We start from the raw sequence: 17,325 nt of genomic DNA on the forward strand, positions 1-17,325 counted from the left end.
TTTCCTATTGCTTAGTTTGTTGAAATCGATGCCTGGTGCAATTGAGCTTGGCTTAATTTATGCGTTGATGGCGCTGGGCGTCTACATTACGTATCGTATTTTAGATTTTCCCGATTTGACCGTGGAAGGCAGCTTCACTACAGGCGGCGGTATTGCAATGATTTTGATAACGAATGGCATGTCGCCTTGGGTGGCTACTATTGCTGCTTTTGGCGGAGGTGCGGCTGCGGGAGCCATTACCGGGCTTTTGCATACGAAAGGCAAAATAAATGGGCTTCTCTCCGGCATTATTATGATGATTGCCCTATATTCTATTAATCTGCGAATTATGGGCAAGCCGAATGTGTCGGTATATGGGATGGATACGATTTTTACGACTAGCAACGTACTTGTTATTGTCGTAATCGTGGTTATTGTGACCAAGCTGCTGCTGGATTTGTTTCTGCATACGGACTTAGGGCTAAGCTTGCGTGCAACAGGAGATAATGAGCGGATGATTCGGAGCTTTGGCTCCAACACGGATACGACTAAAATTATCGGTATCTCCCTCTCCAATGCACTTGTTGCTTTGTCTGGAGCCTTATTCGCACAGCAGTCAACTGCTGCTGATATTTCTATGGGGATCGGCGTTATCGTCGTCGGCTTGGCATCGGTTATTATTGGCGAGGCTATTTTCGGAGCCCGGAAGGTGTTTTGGGCCACGCTGGCGGTTGTTCTTGGTTCCATTGTGTATCGGATCATCATTACGATTGCCTATCGGGTTGAGTGGCTCAAAGCTTCCGATTTAAAGCTGATTACAGCGGTAATCGTTATTGTTGCCCTTGTCGTTCCGACCATTCAGAAATCGTTTAAGCAGAAAAAAATGGCACGCAAACGCTCGGCGGAGCTGCTGACTGATCCTGTACAACGCGGAGGTGGCCAGTAATGCTGAACATTTCAAAAGTGTCCAAGCTGTTTAATCCAGGAACTGTTGATGAAAAGACAGCTTTGATTAATATTAATCTGCATCTGATGCCGGGCGATTTTGTAACGGTCATTGGAAGCAATGGAGCAGGGAAATCTACTTTAATGAACATTATCTCGGGTGTCATGCGTCCAGATGCCGGCGATGTTGAAATAGCTGGGGATAAAATGACACTGCTGCCCGAATTTAAACGCAGCAAATGGATCGGGAGAGTCTTTCAAGATCCTATGGCGGGTACAGCGCCGCGCATGACGATCGAGGAAAACCTGGCTATGGCCTATAAAAGAGGCAAGCCGCGTACACTATTGATAGGTGTGACGCCGGCCAAGCGCGCTTTTTTCAAGGAGCAGCTTTCTAGGCTCGGCATTGGGCTTGAGAATCGCTTGGGCGCGAAGGTTGGTCTTTTGTCCGGTGGAGAGCGGCAAGCGCTTAGCCTGTTGATGGCGACCTTTACGAAGCCGCAGATATTGCTGCTTGATGAGCACACGGCGGCGCTTGATCCTTCGCGTGCAGAGCTGATTACAGCGCTCACGGATTCGCTTGTACACGAGATGAAGCTGACGACGCTGATGGTGACGCATAATATGGAGCAGGCGATCCGTCTGGGCAACCGTCTTATTATGATGGACAAGGGTCGTATTATTCTCGATGTAAATGAACACCGCAAAAAGGATCTCACGGTAGCGCAGCTGCTTAACGAGTTTGAGCAAATTAGCGGCAAGAAGCTGGCTGACGACCGGATTGTGCTAGGTTAATAAGTTTAGAGTAAAGTTTAGTGAGTAGAGTAGTAGTAACACATTGTCCATAAAGCAAAGAAGATCGCTTTTCTATCGGGTCATGGGTGAAAGCTTGCCGATGTACGGATAGAAGAGCGATCTTCTGCTGTTTTAGCGGTTTGCAGCCGTTAGTTGAAGGTATTCAGGTGAGTTTCTTCTATTATATATAGAAGACACAGCAATCGTTTTGTTTATGAAGCGGGCAATGTGTCGAAGCTAATAACCTAAAAGGCGCTATATTCTTGCCTAAAAGGATGAAAGACCACTAATTTAATTGAAAATAGCATGAAAGCAAAGTTCTGCTTGCATTTGCCTATTCATTTCGTTATAATAATGTCTGTTGGTCTGTGACGTTGCGATGATGTGAGAGGTTGCCGACACACCCGGCCCCTTTGCCATGGGGCATGTGCCGGGTTTTCTCATGGAGTATGTCCGATAATAAATTGGGCGATAGAAGGAGGGACTTATATGGCAAAGCAAAAGATTCGTATTCGCTTGAAAGCGTACGATCACAGGATTCTTGATCAATCCGCAGAGAAAATTGTGGAAACTGCAAAACGTTCCGGAGCGAGTGTTTCCGGGCCGATTCCGCTTCCAACGGAAAAGCAAATCATCACCATTCTCCGTGCGGTGCACAAGTACAAGGATTCGAGGGAGCAATTCGAAATGCGTACACATAAACGCTTGATCGACATTGTTAACCCTACGCCGCAAACGGTTGATGCGTTGATGCGCCTGGATTTACCATCCGGTGTAGATATCGAAATCAAACTGTAAAAGCAACACCAGTATATGTGATATAGAAGGGAAATGAGGTGTCAACATGAAAGGTATCTTAGGTAAAAAACTTGGAATGACTCAAGTGTTTACTGCTGAAGGTAATGTAATTCCGGTTACTGTTATCGAAGCTGGACCATGTGTCGTTTTGCAGAAGAAAGACCAGGAAACTGATGGTTACGAAGCTGTTCAACTCGGTTTTGCCGACAAGAAAGAAAGCAGAACTATTAAGCCGGAAATTGGCCACGCTAAAAAAGCGGGAGCTACTCCTAAGCGCTACGTTCGTGAAATTCGCGGCATCCAATTGGGTGACTACGAAGTTGGTCAAGTGGTTAAAGCTGACCTTTTCGCAGAAGGCGAATTCGTTGACGTAACAGGTATTTCTAAAGGTAAAGGCTTTGCCGGCGTTATTAAACGTTGGGGACAAAGCACGGGTCCTATGTCTCACGGTTCCCGTTACCACCGCGGTCCAGGTTCCATGGGTTCGATTCAAGCGAACCGCGTACCGAAAGGCAAACGCCTTCCAGGTCACATGGGTACTGACGCTATCACGATTCAAAAGCTTGAAGTTATTCGCGTAGACGCTGAGCGTAACGTGTTGCTAGTTAAAGGTTCTGTACCAGGCCCTAAAAACGGTTTTGTGAAAGTTAAACTTACCGTTAAGAAATAAATTCTTAGAAGAAAGGAGGAACAATAAATGCCTAAAGTATCATTATACAATGTGAGCGGTTCGCAAGTAGGCGAGGTTGAATTGGCAGATAGCGTTTTCGGTATCGAGCCTAATAAACACGTTCTACACAGCGCTGTTACGCTTCAGCAAGCTGCTGAGCGTGCAGGTACTCACAAAACTAAAGGACGCTCTGAAGTACGTGGTGGCGGTCGTAAACCTTGGAAACAAAAAGGAACTGGCCGTGCTCGTCAAGGTAGCATTCGCTCCCCGCAATGGGTTGGCGGCGGTACAGTATTTGGACCGACTCCACGCTCTTACGGTTTCAAGCTTCCTAAGAAAGTTCGCCGTTTGGCAATCAAATCGGCTCTATCTTCGAAGGTGATCGCTAACGAAATTATCGTTCTTGATCAATTGTCGTTCTCGACTCCTAAGACGAAAGAATTCGTAGCGATTCTGAACAATCTGAAAGTGGCTCGTAAAGCGCTTGTTGTTTTGCCTAGCTATGATGACAATGTAGCATTGTCTGCTCGTAACATCCCAGGTGTGAAATTCGTCGCAGCTGACGGCATTAATGTTCTGGATGTACTTGTATATGACAAGCTCATCATCACTAAAGATGCTGTAGAGAAAGTACAGGAGGTGTTTGCGTAATGAAAAACCCTCGCGATATTATTAAACGTCCTGTTATTACAGAACGTACTAGCGAATACATGGTTTCCAAACGTTACGTGTTCGAAGTTGATCTTCGCTCTAACAAAACAGAAATCAAAAACGCTATTGAGCAAATTTTCAAAGTTAAGGTTACTAGCGTTAACACAATGCGTGTTGCTGGTAAACCTAAGCGCTATGGTAAATATAGCGGTTATAGATCCGAATGGAAAAAAGCAATCGTTCAACTGAGCGATGATAGCAAAGAACTTGAGTTCTTTGAAACGTCTGTTTAGAAAAGGAGGAAATTCAAGTGCCAATTAAAAAGTATAAACCGACCTCTCCTGCACGTCGTGGTATGTCGGTCTCGACTTTCGAAGAGATCACAACAGACACACCGGAGAAATCGTTGCTAGCACCACTTTTCAAAAAAGCTGGTCGTAACAACCAAGGTAAAATTACGGTTCGTCATCAAGGCGGCGGACACAAACGTAAATATCGGATTATCGACTTCAAGCGTCTTAAGGATGGAATTGCTGGTAAAGTGGCAACGATCGAATACGATCCGAACCGTACTTCCAACATCGCTCTAATCCACTACGCTGACGGTGAGAAAGCCTACATTATCGCTCCTAAAGGTCTTAAAGTTGGAGATCAAGTAATGTCCGGCCCTACTGCTGATATCAAAGTAGGTAACACTCTTCCACTTGGTAACATTCCTGTTGGTTCGGTTATCCACAACATTGAATTGCAACCAGGCAAAGGCGGACAATTGGTTCGTGCTGCTGGTACAGAAGCTCAGCTTCTTGGTAAAGAAGAAGTTTACGTATCGATCCGTCTTTCTTCCGGTGAGGTTCGTCGCATTCTGAAAACTTGTCGTGCAACAATCGGTTCTGTTGGTAACGAAGATCACGAACTCGTGAAAATCGGTAAAGCCGGCCGTTCCCGTTGGATGAACAGACGTCCAGAAGTCCGCGGCGTAGTAATGAACCCTAACGATCACCCACACGGTGGTGGTGAAGGTCGCGCTCCGATCGGTCGTAAATCGCCAATGTCTCCTTGGGGCAAACCAACACTTGGTTACAAAACCCGCAAGAAGAAAAAAGCTTCGAGCCAATATATTATTCGTCGTCGTACGAAGTAATAACTGCTTAATAGAAGCTGCGTGACCTTGAGTCACGCTATGTTTCCGCGAAGGGAGGACTCCAAATGGGTCGCAGTTTGAAAAAAGGGCCGTTTATTGACGGTTACCTGCTCAAAAAAGTCGAGGATTTGAATGAAGCAAACAAAAAAGTCGTGGTCAAAACTTGGTCCCGTCGCTCGACAATTTTCCCACAATTCATTGGTCACACTTTCGGCGTTTATGACGGTCGCAAGCACGTGCCAGTATACGTAACGGAAGATATGGTTGGACACAAGCTTGGTGAGTTTGCACCAACTCGTACGTACAAAGGTCATGATGACGATAAGAAGACGGGCAGAAGATAATTTGCCTATAAGATCTTTATCGATTGAAAGGAGGTTCACACATGTCTGAAGCTAAAGCGCATTTGAGATTCGTACGTATTGCTCCTCGTAAAGCTCAACTCGTTGCGGATTTGATTCGTGGCAAGAAGGTTGGCGAAGCAATCGCGATTCTGCGTCACACGCCTAAATCTGCTTCCCCGATTTTGGAGAAGCTGCTGAACTCTGCTATTGCTAACGCTGAGCATAACTATCAATTGGACGTTAACAAGCTGGTTATTTCCCAGGCTTTCGTTAACCAAGGTCCAACTATGAAACGTTTCCGCCCACGTGCAATGGGACGTGCAAGCAAAATCAACAAAAGAACCAGCCACATCACTTTGGTGGTATCTGAGAAATAAGGAGGGATAACGTGTGGGTCAAAAGGTAAATCCGGTCGGTCTTCGTGTTGGGATTATCCGTGATTGGGAATCCAAATGGTACGCAGGCAAAGACTTCGGCGATCTTCTGATTGAAGACGTAAAAATTCGTGAATACCTGAAGAACAAACTTAAGGATGCGGCAGTATCCCACATCGAAATCGAGCGCGCGGCTAACCGTGTTAACGTGACGATTCAAACTGCGAAGCCGGGTATGGTTATCGGTAAAGGCGGTTCTGAAGTGGAGAACCTGCGCACGGAGCTTGGCAAGATCACTAAAGGCAAAAAAGTTCACATTAATATTTCTGAAATTAAACAAGCAGATATGGATGCTATTCTTGTAGCAGAAAGTATCGCACAACAGCTGGAGCGTCGTGTTTCTTTCCGTCGTGCTTTGAAACAAGCGATCCAACGTTCGATGCGTGCTGGCGCTAAAGGGATCAAAACCGCTGTTAGCGGACGTCTCGGTGGTGCTGAAATTGCTCGTTCAGAAGGCTATAGCGAAGGTACAGTTCCACTTCATACCCTTCGTGCTGATATCGATTATGGTACAGCTGAAGCGCATACGACTTATGGTCGTATCGGTGTAAAAGTTTGGATCTACCGTGGCGAAGTCCTTCCGGTTAAGAAGAAAGCTCCCCAGGAAGGAGGCAACTAATCATGTTGGTACCTAAACGTGTCAAACACCGCAAGCAACAACGCGGACATATGAAAGGTCGCGCTAAAGGCGGTACTGAAGTTTCTTTCGGAGAATACGGTCTTCAAGCGCTTGAGCCGTCATGGATTACGAACCGTCAAATCGAATCGGCTCGTATTGCTATGACTCGTTACATCAAACGTGGTGGTAAAGTATGGATCAAGATTTTCCCTGCTAAGCCAATCACTCAAAAGCCTCTCGAGGTTCGTATGGGTAGCGGTAAAGGTAACGTTGAGAAATGGGTTGCTGTAGTTAAGCCAGGCAAAATTATGTTTGAGCTTGCTGGAGTACCTGAAGAGGTTGCTCGCGAAGCAATGCGTCTTGCGTCACACAAACTGCCTGTTAAAACGAAGTTCGTGAAACGCGAAGAAGTAGGTGGTGAAGCAAATGAAGGCTAGTGAATTTCGTAACCTAACCTCTGCTGAGATCGAACAAAAGGTAAATGGTTTTAAAGAGGAGCTATTCAACCTTCGTTTCCAATTGGCTACTGGCCAACTGGACAATCCGACACGGATTCGTGACGTACGGAGAGAAATTGCTCGTGCTAAAACCATCTTGCGTGAAAGAGAACTCGGAATCAGCAGCTAAATAGTAGTCCTTAACTAAGGAAAAATTGCCAAGGTTTAAGGAAGGAGGAAGAACATGAGCGAACGTAATGCCCGCAAAGTGTTAGTCGGTAAAGTGGTGAGTGACAAAATGGATAAAACAGTTGTTGTGGCTATTGAAACATATAAAAAACACAACCTGTACCATAAACGCATTAAATCCACGAAAAAGTTCAAAGCCCATGATGAGAACAACGAAGCTAAAATCGGCGATGTTGTAAAAATTATGGAAACTCGTCCGCTTTCGAAAGACAAACGCTTCAGACTCGTGGAGATTGTTGAAGTAGCGATTGTCCTTTAAGTTTGAAAATGTAATCTAGTTTTGTCCGAAAGGAGGACGTTGACATGATTCAACCATTTTCCCGTTTGCGTGTCGCTGATAACTCAGGTGCAAAAGAACTGATGTGTATCCGTGTACTTGGTGGAACTGGTCGTCGCGTAGCGGCTATCGGCGATTTGATCGTTTGTTCCGTTAAACAAGCAACACCAGGCGGCGTTGTCAAAAAAGGTGATGTTGTTAAAGCAGTTATCGTTCGTACAAAGCGTACGGTTCGTCGTAAAGACGGTTCCTACATCGCGTTTGACGAAAATGCAGCTGTAATCGTTAAGGAAGACAAGAGCCCACGTGGTACTCGTATTTTTGGACCAGTTGCCCGTGAGCTTCGCGATAAAGATTTCATGAAAATCGTATCGCTTGCACCAGAAGTTATCTAATAAAAGTCCCCAAGGGATTGCAATAGCTTGATCATCAAGCATGCAGGAGGTGTAACTCATGCCAAGATTGAAAAAAATTCTTGAATCGCATAACAATAAATTGCACGTTAAAAAAGATGATACGGTCATCGTCATTTCCGGTAAGGATAAAGGCAAAAAAGGCCGTGTAATCGCTGCATATCCGCGTGAAAACCGCGTACTTGTAGAAGGCGTCAATATGGTTAAAAAGCATACTCGTCCATCGCAGGCTAACCCGCAGGGCGGTATCATCGAGCAAGAAGCGCCGATTCACGTATCGAACGTGATGCACATTGATCCGAAGAGCGGTAAAGTAACTCGCATTGGATACAAAGTGCTTGATAACGGCAAAAAAGTTCGGATCGCAAAACGTTCCGGCGAAGTAATCGACTAACGTTACTGTAGGAAGGAGGACCATGAATCATGGCTGCAAGAATGAAGGATCGTTTTCTTAACGAGATCACTCCTGCTCTGATGCAGAAGTTTAACTATACAACAGTTATGCAAGTGCCTAAAATCGAGAAAGTCGTCATCAATATGGGTGTCGGCGAAGCGGTTGCTAACTCGAAAGTGCTTGATGTTGCTGTTGATGAGCTTCGTCAAATCGCCGGTCAAAAACCGGTTGTAACACGCGCGAAGAAGTCCATTGCCGGCTTCAAACTTCGTGAGAACATGCCAATCGGGGTTAAAGTAACACTGCGCGGCGAGCGTATGTATTATTTCCTAGATAAGCTGTTCAACATCTCCCTCCCACGTGTACGTGACTTCCGTGGCGTATCATCGAAAGCATTCGATGGTCGCGGTAACTACACACTGGGTTTGAAAGAGCAATTGATCTTCCCGGAGATTGAATACGATAAAGTTGATAAAGTTCGTGGTATGGATATCGTCATCGTGACGACGGCAAAAACGGACGAAGAATCTCGCGAATTGCTCACCCAATTGGGTATGCCGTTTGCGAAGTAATCCACTTTTAGGAGGTGTAATACCCAGTGGCAAAAACTTCGATGAAAGTGAAGCAACAACGTACACCGAAATTTAAAGTGCGTGCGTACACGCGCTGTGAACGTTGTGGCCGTCCGCACTCTGTTTTGCAAAAGTTTAAAATTTGCCGGATTTGTTTCCGTGAGTTAGCATACAAAGGCCAGATCCCTGGCGTTAAGAAAGCAAGCTGGTAATAAGCCTAGTTCGGGAAGGAGGTTAACACAAATGGTTATGTCTGATCCGATTGCAGATATGCTGACACGCATTCGCAACGCGAACGTTGTTCGTCATGAAACCGTTGAAATGCCCGCTTCGAAAGTGAAGAAGGAAATCGCTGAAATTCTGAAGCGTGAAGGTTTCATCCGCGATGCTGAATATATCGAGGATAACAAGCAAGGGATTATCCGTATTTTCTTGAAATACGGCCCGAGCCAAGAGCGCGTAATCACTGGTCTGAAACGTATTTCTAAACCAGGTCTTCGCGTTTATACAAAATCTAATGAGATCCCTCGTGTACTGGGCGGTCTGGGAATTGCTATTATTTCCACGTCCAAAGGGATTATGACTGATAAAGAAGCACGTCAAGGCAAAGCTGGCGGCGAAGTCGTCTGCTACGTTTGGTAATTAACAAGTCACAAAGATTGGAGGTGTAACGATGTCCCGTATTGGTCGCAAACCAATCCAAGTGCCTAACGGCGTAACAATCAACTTGGAAAACACAGTTATTACTGTTAAAGGACCTAAAGGAACGCTTTCCCGTGAATTTCACAAAGATATGAAAGTCAATGTGAGTGAAACTGAAATCGTCATTGAACGTCCTTCTGACAATAAATTGCATCGCTCTTTGCACGGTACTACTCGCAGCATCATCGCTAACATGGTGAGCGGAGTTACTGACGGATTCTCGAAAAATCTTGAACTCGTTGGCGTAGGTTATCGTGCAAGCAAAAATGGTGAGAAAATCGTTCTTAACGTTGGTTACTCTCACCCAGTGGAAATCGCTCCTGAAGGCGGAATCGAATTCGACGTTCCTGCGAACACGAAAATTACTGTTCGCGGAATCGATAAAGAACTCGTTGGCGCATTTGCTGCCAAAATCCGTTCCGTACGTGAGCCTGAGCCGTATAAAGGTAAAGGTATCAAGTACGAAGGCGAGCGCATTATCCGCAAAGAAGGTAAAGCTGGTAAGAAGAAATAAGCAGTCTGACATGGCTGCTTAACATAGCGGTATGAGGAATTGGAAAGGAGTGAACCTTGAATGATTACGAAAGGCGATAAAAACAAGGCACGTCTGAAAAGACACTTGCGTGTTCGTAAAAAAATCAATGGAACGGTTGCACGCCCACGTCTGTCTGTGTTTCGTTCCGCTAAGCATATGTATGCTCAATTGATCGACGATGTACAAGGAGTAACACTTGCTGCTGCTTCTACTCAAGACAAAGAGCTGACTGAAGCTATCGGCAACGGCGGCAGCGTTGAAGCTGCTCGCAAAGTCGGCGAATTGCTTGCAAAACGCGCTCAAGCGAAAGGTGTAAACCAAGTAGTATTTGATCGTGGTGGTTACTTGTATCACGGAAGAATTCAGGCGCTTGCTGATGCAGCTCGCGAAGCTGGTCTGGAATTCTAATCGACTTTACTTATAAGGAGGTTAAACGACTTGCGTATAGATCCGAATACGTTAGAACTTACTGAAAAAGTTGTCAACATCAACCGTGTTGCCAAAGTTGTTAAAGGCGGACGCCGCTTCAGCTTTAGTGCATTGGTAGTAGTAGGCGACGGCAACGGCTATGTTGGCGCAGGAATCGGTAAAGCAGGCGAAGTACCTGATGCAATCCGCAAAGGTATCGAAGATGCTAAGAAAAACCTGATTCATGTACCAATCGTTGGTACAACAATTCCTCACCTTGTGCTAGGACATTTCGGCGCTGGAGAAGTTCTCCTGAAGCCGGCATCCGAAGGTACAGGTGTTATCGCTGGTGGCCCAGTTCGTGCAGTTCTTGAACTTGCTGGCGTTGGCGATATTTTGACGAAATCCCTCGGTTCTTCGAACTCCATGAACATGGTTAACGCAACGCTCGAAGGTCTTTCACGTTTGAAACGTGCTGAAGATGTTGCGAAGCTTCGTGGTAAAACTGTCGAAGAGCTGTTAGGTTAAGGAGGGGCATACGATGGCAAAATTGCAAATCACCCTCGTTCGCAGTTTGATCGGCCGTAACGAGAAACAGCGTGCTACTGTAGCATCGCTGGGACTTCGTAAAATCCGTCAAACCGTTGAATTGAACGATACTGTAGCTATTCGCGGCATGGTTAAACATGTTAGCCACTTGGTTAAAGTCGAAGAAGTATAAGATAGTCATTCCTACAAAGAAATAAACAAGGAGGTGCAAGAACGATGAAATTGCATGAACTCGCACCAGCACCAGGTTCCAAGCAAACACCAAAACGTAAAGGTCGCGGTATTGGTACCGGTAACGGTAAAACAGCTGGACGTGGTCACAAAGGTCAAAATGCTCGCTCCGGCGGCGGTGTTCGTCCTGGTTTCGAGGGTGGTCAAAACCCATTGTACCGTCGTGTACCGAAACGCGGATTTAACAACCGTTTCCGTAAAGAGTATGCCATAATCAACATTGAAGAGCTGAACAGCTTTGCAGCAGGCACCGAAGTCACTCCAGAAGTTCTTCTTGAGCAAGGGATTGTTAAAAATCCACTGGCAGGCATTAAGATTTTGGGTAACGGTGAAATCAACGTCCAACTGACTGTAAAAGCAAGCAAGTTCTCTCAATCTGCGGTAGAGAAAATCCAGGCTGCCGGCGGTAAAACCGAGGTGATCTAATTGTTCAAAACCGTGTCCAACATTTGGAAAGTAGCGGATTTGCGCTCGCGCATTCTATTTACGCTTTTCATCCTGCTCATTTACCGGATTGGTTCTTTCATTCCGGTACCGGGCATCAATAAAGAAGTGTTCAAACAAGTTGATCGCGCAGGTGCAGATTTGTTCGGCTTGCTTAACACGTTTTCTGGTGGAGCGCTTTTCAAATTCTCTATCTTTGCAATTGGGATTATGCCATATATCACGGCTTCGATTATCGTGCAGCTGTTATCGATGGATGTTATTCCTAAATTTGCAGAGTGGGCGAAGGAAGGCGAGAACGGCAAACGTAAGCTCGCGCAAATTACTCGTTACGGCACGGTTATTCTTGGTTTGGTTCAAGGTTTTGCAACAGCAATCGGCTTCAACCGCCAATATGGCAATGAGATGATTCCTGGAGCGACCTTCGTTGATTATTTGGTTGTTGCTATCATCTTGACTGCAGGTACTGCTTTCTTGATGTGGCTTGGCGAGCAAATTACTGAGCGTGGTATTGGTAACGGTATTTCGATCCTGATTTTCGCAGGTATCGCTGCTGGTATCCCAGGCCACATCCGTACAATTTGGCAAGATCAATTTATTGGTCAAGAAGCTGCTTTGTTCTGGAATATCGGTAAAATGGTTCTGATCCTTATTGCGATCATTGCCATTATCGTCGGTGTTATCTTTGTTCAGCAAGGGATTCGTAAAATTCCGGTTCAATACGCTAAACGCGTAGTGGGCAGAAAGATGTACGGTGGACAATCGACTCATATCCCGATGAAAGTAAACGGAGCAGGCGTTATTCCGGTTATTTTTGCGGTATCGCTTCTGATGTTCCCAGTTACGATTGCTCAGTTCTGGAATGGATCGGCATGGGCAAACTGGATTATCAATAATATGTATTATGACAAACCGCTTGGTATGGTCTTGTATGTACTGTTGATTATCGGTTTCACTTTCTTCTATACCTTCGTTCAAATAAATCCGGTACAAATGGCGGATCAAATGAAAAAGAACGGTGGTTACATTCCAGGTATTCGCCCGGGTAAACCAACTTCTTCTTATCTGACTCGCGTTATGTCACGTATTACATTGACGGGCGCGCTTTTCCTAGCGGTTATCTCGATTTTGCCAGTGCTCTTCGGAACGCTTGCAGGATTGCCGCGTACGGTGCAACTTGGAGGAACTTCGCTTCTGATCGTTATCGGCGTTGCGCTTGATACGATGAAGCAAATCGAAACCCAGTTGATCAAACGCCATTACAAAGGGTTTATCAATAAATAACAATAGGTTCTGTTCGGGCTTCCGTGACGTCGCTTGCGATGGTACGGACCCGCATGAGCCTATTGTGTTTAAAGCGAGGAACACGAATGAACATTTTATTCATGGGCCCTCCGGGAGCCGGTAAAGGAACGCAAGCTGAACGAATCGTTTCCGAGTTTGGTATACCACACATCTCGACAGGCGATGCATTCCGCCTTGCTATGAAAGAAGGCACTGCGCTCGGTCTCAAAGCGAAAGAGTATGTCGATAAAGGACTGCTTGTACCCGATGAGATTACGAACGGTATCGTAAAAGAACGTCTTGCACTAGACGATTGCAATAAAGGGTTTTTGCTGGACGGTTTTCCTCGGACATTGCAACAAGCCGAAGCGCTTGATGGCATGCTCAAGGAACTTGACCGAGGCATTCACCATGTCGTTAATTTAAAGGTTGATCGTGGATTTCTCTTGGCACGCCTAACTGGAAGACGCATTTGCAAAACATGCGGAACGACGTATCACATTCTGTTCAATCCGCCGAAGACAGAAGGCGTCTGTGATAAAGACGGCGGCGAATTGTATCAGCGTTCGGATGATACGGAGGAGAAGGTTGGAACGCGTCTGGATGAGTACATTTCCAAAACTGCTCCACTTCTTGACTATTACAGTGATAAAGGTCTTCTTCGCGAAGTCGATGGCGAGAAGGAAATTGATGCGGTAACGGCCGACATTACTTCCATCTTGCGAGGTTCATTGTAATGATTATACGCAAATCCGAATCGGAGCTGCGCTATATGAGAGAAGCAGGCAGAATTGTTGCGGATGCCCATCAGTTGATGGCGAGGTCGGTGAAGCCGGGTATTACTACCATGGAGCTTGATCAACTAGCTGAAGACTACATTCGCAGTCAAGGAGCCGTGCCTTCTTTTAAAGGTTACAATGGTTTTCCCGCCAGCATTTGCGCTTCTGTAAATGACGAGCTGGTACATGGTTTTCCAGGACCTCGGAAGTTGAACGAAGGCGATATTATTAGTATCGATATCGGAGCGCAGTACAATGGCTATCATGGCGACTCTGCCTGGACCTACCCGGTCGGCGCAGTAACGCCTGAAGTACAAAGGCTGCTGGATGTAGCGGAGCAGTCGCTTTATGCGGCCGTGAATCTCATCCGTCCGAATGAGAAGCTATTTACAATATCCCATGCTGTTCAACAAGTTGTCGAAGCGGCTGGCTTTTCGGTTGTACGCGAATTTGTTGGTCATGGAATTGGAGCGAAGCTTCATGAGGAGCCGCAAATTCCGAACTATGGTATGCCAGGTCGCGGACCGAAGCTAGAGCCAGGAATGGTGCTTTGCATCGAACCTATGGTGAACATCGGTGAACGATATGTCCGCACGCTTGAAGACAATTGGACGGTCGTAACGGAAGACGGCTCAATGTGTGCCCATTTTGAGCATACGGTTGCCGTAACGGAGAATGGTTTTGAAATTTTGACGCTTTCGAAGCCACAGGCGGACTGAGCCAGAGATGGATAAGTTCCCGCAGGTAGGCCAAATTGTCAAAGTGCTTCGGGGCAAGGATGAAGACAGCTATGCGGTGGTCATATCCGTCATTGACGAACGTTTCGTTATGATTGTAGATGGCGATAAGCGGCGCTTCGACTCGCCAAAGAAGAAGAACGTTCTGCATCTCGAGTTACAGCCTGTGATAAGCAGCGAAGTTGTAAACAGCTTGCTTGAATCAGGCAGGGTGACCAATACCAAGTTACGTTATGTTATACAGAAGTTTGCACATGCGAAAGGAGAATGACGGTTGGCTAAGGAAGACATCATTGAGGTCGAAGGTACGGTGATTGAACCGTTGCCGAATGCCACATTCAAGGTGGAGCTGGAGAACGGTCATCAAATTCTCGCACATGTTTCCGGTAAGCTCAGAATGCACTTTATTCGTATTCTGACAGGAGACAAGGTGGTTATACAGTTATCGCCTTATGATTTAACAAAAGGGCGCATCACCTATCGTAAGTAGACCGCATTGCGGTTTGCGAGCGAAAGATTCGGGAGGTAATCACAATGAAGGTTAGACCTTCGGTTAAGCCGATTTGCGAAAAATGCAAAGTCATTCGTCGCAAAGGCAACGTTATGGTGATTTGTGAAAATCCGAAACACAAACAAAAACAAGGATAGAAGGAGGGATAACGGCCTATGGCACGTATAGCTGGTGTAGACTTGCCGCGTGATAAGCGCGTCGAAATCGCTCTGACATACATTTTCGGTATTGGCAAAGTGACTTCACAAAAAATCTTGAGCACAACTGGCGTTAACGCGGACACTCGTGTTCGTGATTTGACGGAAGATGAGCTTGCGAAAATTCGTGAAGCAATTGACAAAACAGTTAAAGTGGAAGGCGACTTGCGTCGTGAAATTTCGCTTAACATCAAACGTCTGATTGAAATCGGATGTTACCGTGGTGTTCGTCACCGTCGTGGATTGCCTGTTCGTGGACAACGCACGAAAACAAATGCGCGTACGCGTAAAGGTCCTCGTCGGACTGTAGCTAACAAAAAGAAATAAGAAGAGGTGAAATAGGATAATGGCAAAACCGAAAAAAGTCGTTCGTACAAAACGTCGTGATCGGAAAAATATTGAGTCTGGCGTCGCTCACATTCGCTCGACATTCAATAACACGATTGTTACAATTACGGACCCTCACGGCAATGCAATCTCTTGGGCAAGCTCCGGTAACATGGGTTTCAGAGGTTCGCGTAAAAGCACACCTTTCGCAGCTCAAATGGCAGCTGAAACTGCAGCTAAAGCAGCTATGGAACATGGCATGAAAACCGTTGAGGTTATGGTTAAAGGTCCAGGCGCTGGTCGTGAAGCAGCTATTCGTTCGCTTCAAGCAGCAGGTCTAGAAGTTAACCTGATTAAAGACGTTACTCCAGTGCCTCATAACGGATGCCGTCCACCAAAACGTCGTCGCGTATAGTTGGATCCACTGTGGTATCAAATGACAGCAACTTGTGAATAATGGTTGTGAAGGTTTGGCATACTACGAGATTTGACTTAAGATACGGTATGGTAACGGAGCGACGTTTGAAGGAGGGTACTATTAGTGATTGAGATCGAAAAGCCGAAAATCGAGACCGTGGATTTGAACGAGGATGGGACTTACGGACGGTTCATTGTTGAGCCGCTCGAGCGTGGCTATGGCACGACGCTTGGAAATTCGCTTCGCCGAATTTTGTTGTCGTCTTTGCCAGGTGCAGCTGTTACTTCCGTTCAGATCGACGGAGTGCTTCACGAGTTCTCTACAGTTCCAGGAGTGATGGAAGACGTAACTGAAATCATTCTGAACCTGAAGGGCCTCTCGTTGAAAATCCACTCCGATGAAGAGAAGGTTTTGGAAATCGACGCTGAAGGCGAAGGAATCGTTACGGCGGGCGATATTCGTGCTGACAGCGATGTCGAGATTTTGAACCCTGATCTTCACATCGCCACCTTGGCCTCCGGCGCGCGGCTCCATATGCGTGTTTTTGCTAATCGGGGACGCGGATATGTGCAAGCGGACCGTAACAAAAGGGAAGATCAACCGATTGGAGTTATCCCGGTTGATTCGATTTACACGCCAATTACACGTGTAAATTACAGTGTGGAGAATACTCGTGTTGGTCAAGTGACTAACTATGATAAACTTACGCTGGAAGTTTGGACTGATGGCAGTATTCGTCCGGAAGAGGCTGTAAGCCTCGGCGCTAAAATCTTGACTGAGCATTTGGATCTGTTCGTTGGCTTGACTGACGAAGCGAAAGATGCCGAGATTATGGTGGAGAAGGAAGAAGACAAAAAAGAGAAAGTTCTGGAGATGACTATCGAAGAACTGGATCTTTCCGTACGTTCATACAACTGCTTGAAGCGTGCAGGAATCAACACTGTTCAAGAGCTGATTACGAAATCCGAAGAGGACATGATGAAGGTTCGCAACTTGGGCCGCAAGTCGCTTGAGGAAGTTCAAGAGAAGCTGGAAGAACTGGGTCTTGGCCTGCGCATGGAAGAGTAGCATCAATTAGTCTAGACTACAGGCAAGGGAGGGAAAATCAAGATGGCATATCAAAAACTAGGCCGTAACGCTAGCGCGCGGAAAGCATTGTTCCGTGACCTCGTTACTGACCTTTTCCTTTATGAGCGTATTCAAACAACGGAAGCAAAAGCGAAAGAGGTTCGTTCGATCGCTGAAAAGCTGATCACGAAAGCGAAGCAAGGCGACTTGCACGCGCGTCGTCAAGTAGCAGCTTACGTGCGTCGTGAAACAATCGATGGAGAGCAAGATGCAATCCAAAAATTGTTCTCGGAGCTGGGCCCCCGTTACTCGGAGCGTCCGGGCGGATACACGCGGATTTTGAAACTAGGACCTCGCCGTGGCGACGCTGCGCCAATGGTATATTTGGAACTGGTAGACCGCGCGTAACATGAGAAA

At 46.2% G+C, this 17,325-nt stretch carries 33 protein-coding genes; all 33 read left to right on the forward strand.

Annotated elements, in window-relative coordinates; translation table 11 throughout:
• Positions 1 to 7: 7 nt before the first annotated feature.
• The 33 genes from AC50X8_RS31065 (at position 8) to rplQ (ending at position 17,316) form a co-directional block, all read left to right on the forward strand.
• On the forward strand, positions 8 to 925 hold the full coding sequence (locus AC50X8_RS31065) for an ABC transporter permease (protein WP_056035785.1): 918 nt from the start codon (positions 8 to 10) through the stop codon (positions 923 to 925).
• Entirely contained in the window at positions 925 to 1,719 is a 795-nt protein-coding gene (locus AC50X8_RS31070) for an ABC transporter ATP-binding protein (RefSeq protein ID WP_056035789.1), read from the forward strand. Before AC50X8_RS31065 ends, AC50X8_RS31070 begins: the two co-directional genes overlap by 1 nt.
• 489 nt (positions 1,720 to 2,208) lie before the next feature.
• Complete coding sequence (rpsJ, locus tag AC50X8_RS31075) at positions 2,209 to 2,517, forward strand: 30S ribosomal protein S10 (protein WP_046234225.1); 309 nt, start codon at positions 2,209 to 2,211, stop codon at positions 2,515 to 2,517.
• Between the two features lie 46 nt (positions 2,518 to 2,563).
• On the forward strand, positions 2,564 to 3,187 hold the full coding sequence (gene rplC, locus AC50X8_RS31080) for a 50S ribosomal protein L3 (protein ID WP_056035792.1): 624 nt from the start codon (positions 2,564 to 2,566) through the stop codon (positions 3,185 to 3,187).
• A 27-nt stretch (positions 3,188 to 3,214) separates the two neighbouring features.
• Positions 3,215 to 3,838, forward strand: coding sequence for a 50S ribosomal protein L4 (gene rplD, locus AC50X8_RS31085; protein WP_056035794.1), 624 nt, complete (start codon positions 3,215 to 3,217; stop codon positions 3,836 to 3,838).
• Positions 3,838 to 4,131 (forward strand): 50S ribosomal protein L23, encoded by a 294-nt coding sequence (gene rplW / locus AC50X8_RS31090; RefSeq protein ID WP_046234228.1) that lies wholly within the window; start codon positions 3,838 to 3,840, stop codon positions 4,129 to 4,131. Before rplD ends, rplW begins: the two co-directional genes overlap by 1 nt.
• Positions 4,132 to 4,148: 17 nt before the next feature.
• Positions 4,149 to 4,979, forward strand: a complete 831-nt coding sequence (gene rplB, locus AC50X8_RS31095) for a 50S ribosomal protein L2 (RefSeq protein ID WP_056035796.1) — start codon at positions 4,149 to 4,151, stop codon at positions 4,977 to 4,979.
• Between the two features lie 65 nt (positions 4,980 to 5,044).
• Positions 5,045 to 5,323 carry a 30S ribosomal protein S19 gene (gene rpsS, locus AC50X8_RS31100; protein WP_046234230.1) on the forward strand — a complete coding sequence of 93 codons (279 nt, stop codon included), beginning with the start codon at positions 5,045 to 5,047 and terminating at the stop codon, positions 5,321 to 5,323.
• 41 nt (positions 5,324 to 5,364) lie between these two features.
• Positions 5,365 to 5,700, forward strand: a complete 336-nt coding sequence (rplV, locus tag AC50X8_RS31105) for a 50S ribosomal protein L22 (RefSeq protein ID WP_046234231.1) — start codon at positions 5,365 to 5,367, stop codon at positions 5,698 to 5,700.
• A 13-nt stretch (positions 5,701 to 5,713) separates the two neighbouring features.
• Positions 5,714 to 6,376, forward strand: a complete 663-nt coding sequence (gene rpsC / locus AC50X8_RS31110; protein ID WP_046234232.1) for a 30S ribosomal protein S3 — start codon at positions 5,714 to 5,716, stop codon at positions 6,374 to 6,376.
• A 2-nt stretch (positions 6,377 to 6,378) separates the two neighbouring features.
• On the forward strand, positions 6,379 to 6,813 hold the full coding sequence (gene rplP / locus AC50X8_RS31115) for a 50S ribosomal protein L16 (RefSeq protein ID WP_046234233.1): 435 nt from the start codon (positions 6,379 to 6,381) through the stop codon (positions 6,811 to 6,813).
• Positions 6,803 to 7,003, forward strand: coding sequence for a 50S ribosomal protein L29 (gene rpmC, locus AC50X8_RS31120; RefSeq protein ID WP_046234234.1), 201 nt, complete (start codon positions 6,803 to 6,805; stop codon positions 7,001 to 7,003). Before rplP ends, rpmC begins: the two co-directional genes overlap by 11 nt.
• A 54-nt stretch (positions 7,004 to 7,057) precedes the next feature.
• A complete protein-coding gene (gene rpsQ / locus AC50X8_RS31125) occupies positions 7,058 to 7,321 on the forward strand; it encodes a 30S ribosomal protein S17 (protein ID WP_056035800.1) in 264 nt (87 codons plus the stop codon).
• Positions 7,322 to 7,365: 44 nt separating this feature from the next.
• Entirely contained in the window at positions 7,366 to 7,734 is a 369-nt protein-coding gene (rplN, locus tag AC50X8_RS31130) for a 50S ribosomal protein L14 (protein ID WP_046234236.1), read from the forward strand.
• Between the two features lie 58 nt (positions 7,735 to 7,792).
• Positions 7,793 to 8,146: a 50S ribosomal protein L24 gene (gene rplX, locus AC50X8_RS31135; RefSeq protein ID WP_074905002.1), complete on the forward strand. Its 354-nt coding sequence runs from the start codon at positions 7,793 to 7,795 to the stop codon at positions 8,144 to 8,146.
• Between the two features lie 29 nt (positions 8,147 to 8,175).
• Positions 8,176 to 8,718, forward strand: coding sequence for a 50S ribosomal protein L5 (gene rplE, locus AC50X8_RS31140; RefSeq protein WP_046234237.1), 543 nt, complete (start codon positions 8,176 to 8,178; stop codon positions 8,716 to 8,718).
• 26 nt (positions 8,719 to 8,744) lie between these two features.
• Positions 8,745 to 8,930, forward strand: coding sequence for a type Z 30S ribosomal protein S14 (locus AC50X8_RS31145; RefSeq protein WP_013312154.1), 186 nt, complete (start codon positions 8,745 to 8,747; stop codon positions 8,928 to 8,930).
• 31 nt (positions 8,931 to 8,961) lie between these two features.
• Positions 8,962 to 9,360 carry a 30S ribosomal protein S8 gene (rpsH, locus tag AC50X8_RS31150; RefSeq protein ID WP_046234238.1) on the forward strand — a complete coding sequence of 133 codons (399 nt, stop codon included), beginning with the start codon at positions 8,962 to 8,964 and terminating at the stop codon, positions 9,358 to 9,360.
• 31 nt (positions 9,361 to 9,391) lie between these two features.
• The gene (gene rplF, locus AC50X8_RS31155) at positions 9,392 to 9,934 is read left to right on the forward strand and encodes a 50S ribosomal protein L6 (RefSeq protein WP_046234239.1); all 543 of its coding nucleotides are present in this window, start codon (positions 9,392 to 9,394) and stop codon (positions 9,932 to 9,934) included.
• A gap of 60 nt (positions 9,935 to 9,994) precedes the next feature.
• Positions 9,995 to 10,363 carry a 50S ribosomal protein L18 gene (gene rplR, locus AC50X8_RS31160; RefSeq protein WP_046234240.1) on the forward strand — a complete coding sequence of 123 codons (369 nt, stop codon included), beginning with the start codon at positions 9,995 to 9,997 and terminating at the stop codon, positions 10,361 to 10,363.
• Positions 10,364 to 10,393: 30 nt separating this feature from the next.
• Entirely contained in the window at positions 10,394 to 10,891 is a 498-nt protein-coding gene (gene rpsE, locus AC50X8_RS31165; RefSeq protein WP_046234241.1) for a 30S ribosomal protein S5, read from the forward strand.
• Positions 10,892 to 10,904: 13 nt separating this feature from the next.
• A complete protein-coding gene (gene rpmD, locus AC50X8_RS31170) occupies positions 10,905 to 11,084 on the forward strand; it encodes a 50S ribosomal protein L30 (RefSeq protein WP_046234242.1) in 180 nt (59 codons plus the stop codon).
• Positions 11,085 to 11,128: 44 nt separating this feature from the next.
• The gene (gene rplO, locus AC50X8_RS31175) at positions 11,129 to 11,569 is read left to right on the forward strand and encodes a 50S ribosomal protein L15 (RefSeq protein ID WP_046234243.1); all 441 of its coding nucleotides are present in this window, start codon (positions 11,129 to 11,131) and stop codon (positions 11,567 to 11,569) included.
• The gene (secY, locus tag AC50X8_RS31180; RefSeq protein ID WP_056035803.1) at positions 11,570 to 12,871 is read left to right on the forward strand and encodes a preprotein translocase subunit SecY; all 1,302 of its coding nucleotides are present in this window, start codon (positions 11,570 to 11,572) and stop codon (positions 12,869 to 12,871) included.
• A gap of 86 nt (positions 12,872 to 12,957) precedes the next feature.
• The gene (locus AC50X8_RS31185) at positions 12,958 to 13,608 is read left to right on the forward strand and encodes an adenylate kinase (protein WP_494883443.1); all 651 of its coding nucleotides are present in this window, start codon (positions 12,958 to 12,960) and stop codon (positions 13,606 to 13,608) included.
• Complete coding sequence (gene map / locus AC50X8_RS31190; protein WP_056035809.1) at positions 13,608 to 14,369, forward strand: type I methionyl aminopeptidase; 762 nt, start codon at positions 13,608 to 13,610, stop codon at positions 14,367 to 14,369. The genes AC50X8_RS31185 and map overlap by 1 nt, the downstream gene beginning before the upstream one ends.
• A gap of 7 nt (positions 14,370 to 14,376) precedes the next feature.
• On the forward strand, positions 14,377 to 14,658 hold the full coding sequence (locus AC50X8_RS31195; RefSeq protein WP_056035813.1) for a KOW domain-containing RNA-binding protein: 282 nt from the start codon (positions 14,377 to 14,379) through the stop codon (positions 14,656 to 14,658).
• 3 nt (positions 14,659 to 14,661) lie between these two features.
• The gene (gene infA, locus AC50X8_RS31200) at positions 14,662 to 14,877 is read left to right on the forward strand and encodes a translation initiation factor IF-1 (protein WP_046234248.1); all 216 of its coding nucleotides are present in this window, start codon (positions 14,662 to 14,664) and stop codon (positions 14,875 to 14,877) included.
• Between the two features lie 44 nt (positions 14,878 to 14,921).
• Positions 14,922 to 15,035 carry a 50S ribosomal protein L36 gene (gene rpmJ, locus AC50X8_RS31205; protein WP_003333770.1) on the forward strand — a complete coding sequence of 38 codons (114 nt, stop codon included), beginning with the start codon at positions 14,922 to 14,924 and terminating at the stop codon, positions 15,033 to 15,035.
• Positions 15,036 to 15,053: 18 nt separating this feature from the next.
• Positions 15,054 to 15,422 carry a 30S ribosomal protein S13 gene (gene rpsM, locus AC50X8_RS31210; RefSeq protein WP_046234249.1) on the forward strand — a complete coding sequence of 123 codons (369 nt, stop codon included), beginning with the start codon at positions 15,054 to 15,056 and terminating at the stop codon, positions 15,420 to 15,422.
• A 19-nt stretch (positions 15,423 to 15,441) separates the two neighbouring features.
• Positions 15,442 to 15,837 (forward strand): 30S ribosomal protein S11, encoded by a 396-nt coding sequence (gene rpsK, locus AC50X8_RS31215; protein WP_046234250.1) that lies wholly within the window; start codon positions 15,442 to 15,444, stop codon positions 15,835 to 15,837.
• A gap of 126 nt (positions 15,838 to 15,963) precedes the next feature.
• The gene (locus AC50X8_RS31220; RefSeq protein WP_046234251.1) at positions 15,964 to 16,908 is read left to right on the forward strand and encodes a DNA-directed RNA polymerase subunit alpha; all 945 of its coding nucleotides are present in this window, start codon (positions 15,964 to 15,966) and stop codon (positions 16,906 to 16,908) included.
• Positions 16,909 to 16,950: 42 nt separating this feature from the next.
• Complete coding sequence (rplQ, locus tag AC50X8_RS31225; RefSeq protein WP_046234252.1) at positions 16,951 to 17,316, forward strand: 50S ribosomal protein L17; 366 nt, start codon at positions 16,951 to 16,953, stop codon at positions 17,314 to 17,316.
• Positions 17,317 to 17,325 lie beyond the last annotated feature (9 nt).

Source organism: Paenibacillus sp. JT22N15 (genome assembly GCF_059383755.1).

Excerpts from the sequence above, each read along its gene's own strand:
- rpsQ (WP_056035800.1), top strand. The coding sequence starts at position 7,058 with ATGAGCGAACGTAATGCCCGCAAAGTGTTAGTCGGTAAAGTGGTGAGT.
- rplX (WP_074905002.1), top strand. The coding sequence starts at position 7,793 with ATGCCAAGATTGAAAAAAATTCTTGAATCGCATAACAATAAATTGCAC.
- rpsS (WP_046234230.1), top strand. The coding sequence starts at position 5,045 with ATGGGTCGCAGTTTGAAAAAAGGGCCGTTTATTGACGGTTACCTGCTC.
- rplW (WP_046234228.1), top strand. The coding sequence starts at position 3,838 with ATGAAAAACCCTCGCGATATTATTAAACGTCCTGTTATTACAGAACGT.
- rpmJ (WP_003333770.1), top strand. The coding sequence starts at position 14,922 with ATGAAGGTTAGACCTTCGGTTAAGCCGATTTGCGAAAAATGCAAAGTC.
- rpsK (WP_046234250.1), top strand. The coding sequence starts at position 15,442 with ATGGCAAAACCGAAAAAAGTCGTTCGTACAAAACGTCGTGATCGGAAA.
- rplO (WP_046234243.1), top strand. The coding sequence starts at position 11,129 with ATGAAATTGCATGAACTCGCACCAGCACCAGGTTCCAAGCAAACACCA.
- rplR (WP_046234240.1), top strand. The coding sequence starts at position 9,995 with ATGATTACGAAAGGCGATAAAAACAAGGCACGTCTGAAAAGACACTTG.
- rplC (WP_056035792.1), top strand. The coding sequence starts at position 2,564 with ATGAAAGGTATCTTAGGTAAAAAACTTGGAATGACTCAAGTGTTTACT.
- rpsJ (WP_046234225.1), top strand. The coding sequence starts at position 2,209 with ATGGCAAAGCAAAAGATTCGTATTCGCTTGAAAGCGTACGATCACAGG.
- AC50X8_RS31195 (WP_056035813.1), top strand. The coding sequence starts at position 14,377 with ATGGATAAGTTCCCGCAGGTAGGCCAAATTGTCAAAGTGCTTCGGGGC.
- AC50X8_RS31185 (WP_494883443.1), top strand. The coding sequence starts at position 12,958 with ATGAACATTTTATTCATGGGCCCTCCGGGAGCCGGTAAAGGAACGCAA.
- map (WP_056035809.1), top strand. The coding sequence starts at position 13,608 with ATGATTATACGCAAATCCGAATCGGAGCTGCGCTATATGAGAGAAGCA.
- rplP (WP_046234233.1), top strand. The coding sequence starts at position 6,379 with ATGTTGGTACCTAAACGTGTCAAACACCGCAAGCAACAACGCGGACAT.
- rpsH (WP_046234238.1), top strand. The coding sequence starts at position 8,962 with ATGGTTATGTCTGATCCGATTGCAGATATGCTGACACGCATTCGCAAC.
- rplF (WP_046234239.1), top strand. The coding sequence starts at position 9,392 with ATGTCCCGTATTGGTCGCAAACCAATCCAAGTGCCTAACGGCGTAACA.
- rplN (WP_046234236.1), top strand. The coding sequence starts at position 7,366 with ATGATTCAACCATTTTCCCGTTTGCGTGTCGCTGATAACTCAGGTGCA.
- rplV (WP_046234231.1), top strand. The coding sequence starts at position 5,365 with ATGTCTGAAGCTAAAGCGCATTTGAGATTCGTACGTATTGCTCCTCGT.
- rpmD (WP_046234242.1), top strand. The coding sequence starts at position 10,905 with ATGGCAAAATTGCAAATCACCCTCGTTCGCAGTTTGATCGGCCGTAAC.
- rpsM (WP_046234249.1), top strand. The coding sequence starts at position 15,054 with ATGGCACGTATAGCTGGTGTAGACTTGCCGCGTGATAAGCGCGTCGAA.
- AC50X8_RS31070 (WP_056035789.1), top strand. The coding sequence starts at position 925 with ATGCTGAACATTTCAAAAGTGTCCAAGCTGTTTAATCCAGGAACTGTT.
- rplQ (WP_046234252.1), top strand. The coding sequence starts at position 16,951 with ATGGCATATCAAAAACTAGGCCGTAACGCTAGCGCGCGGAAAGCATTG.
- rplE (WP_046234237.1), top strand. The coding sequence starts at position 8,176 with ATGGCTGCAAGAATGAAGGATCGTTTTCTTAACGAGATCACTCCTGCT.
- rpmC (WP_046234234.1), top strand. The coding sequence starts at position 6,803 with ATGAAGGCTAGTGAATTTCGTAACCTAACCTCTGCTGAGATCGAACAA.
- rplD (WP_056035794.1), top strand. The coding sequence starts at position 3,215 with ATGCCTAAAGTATCATTATACAATGTGAGCGGTTCGCAAGTAGGCGAG.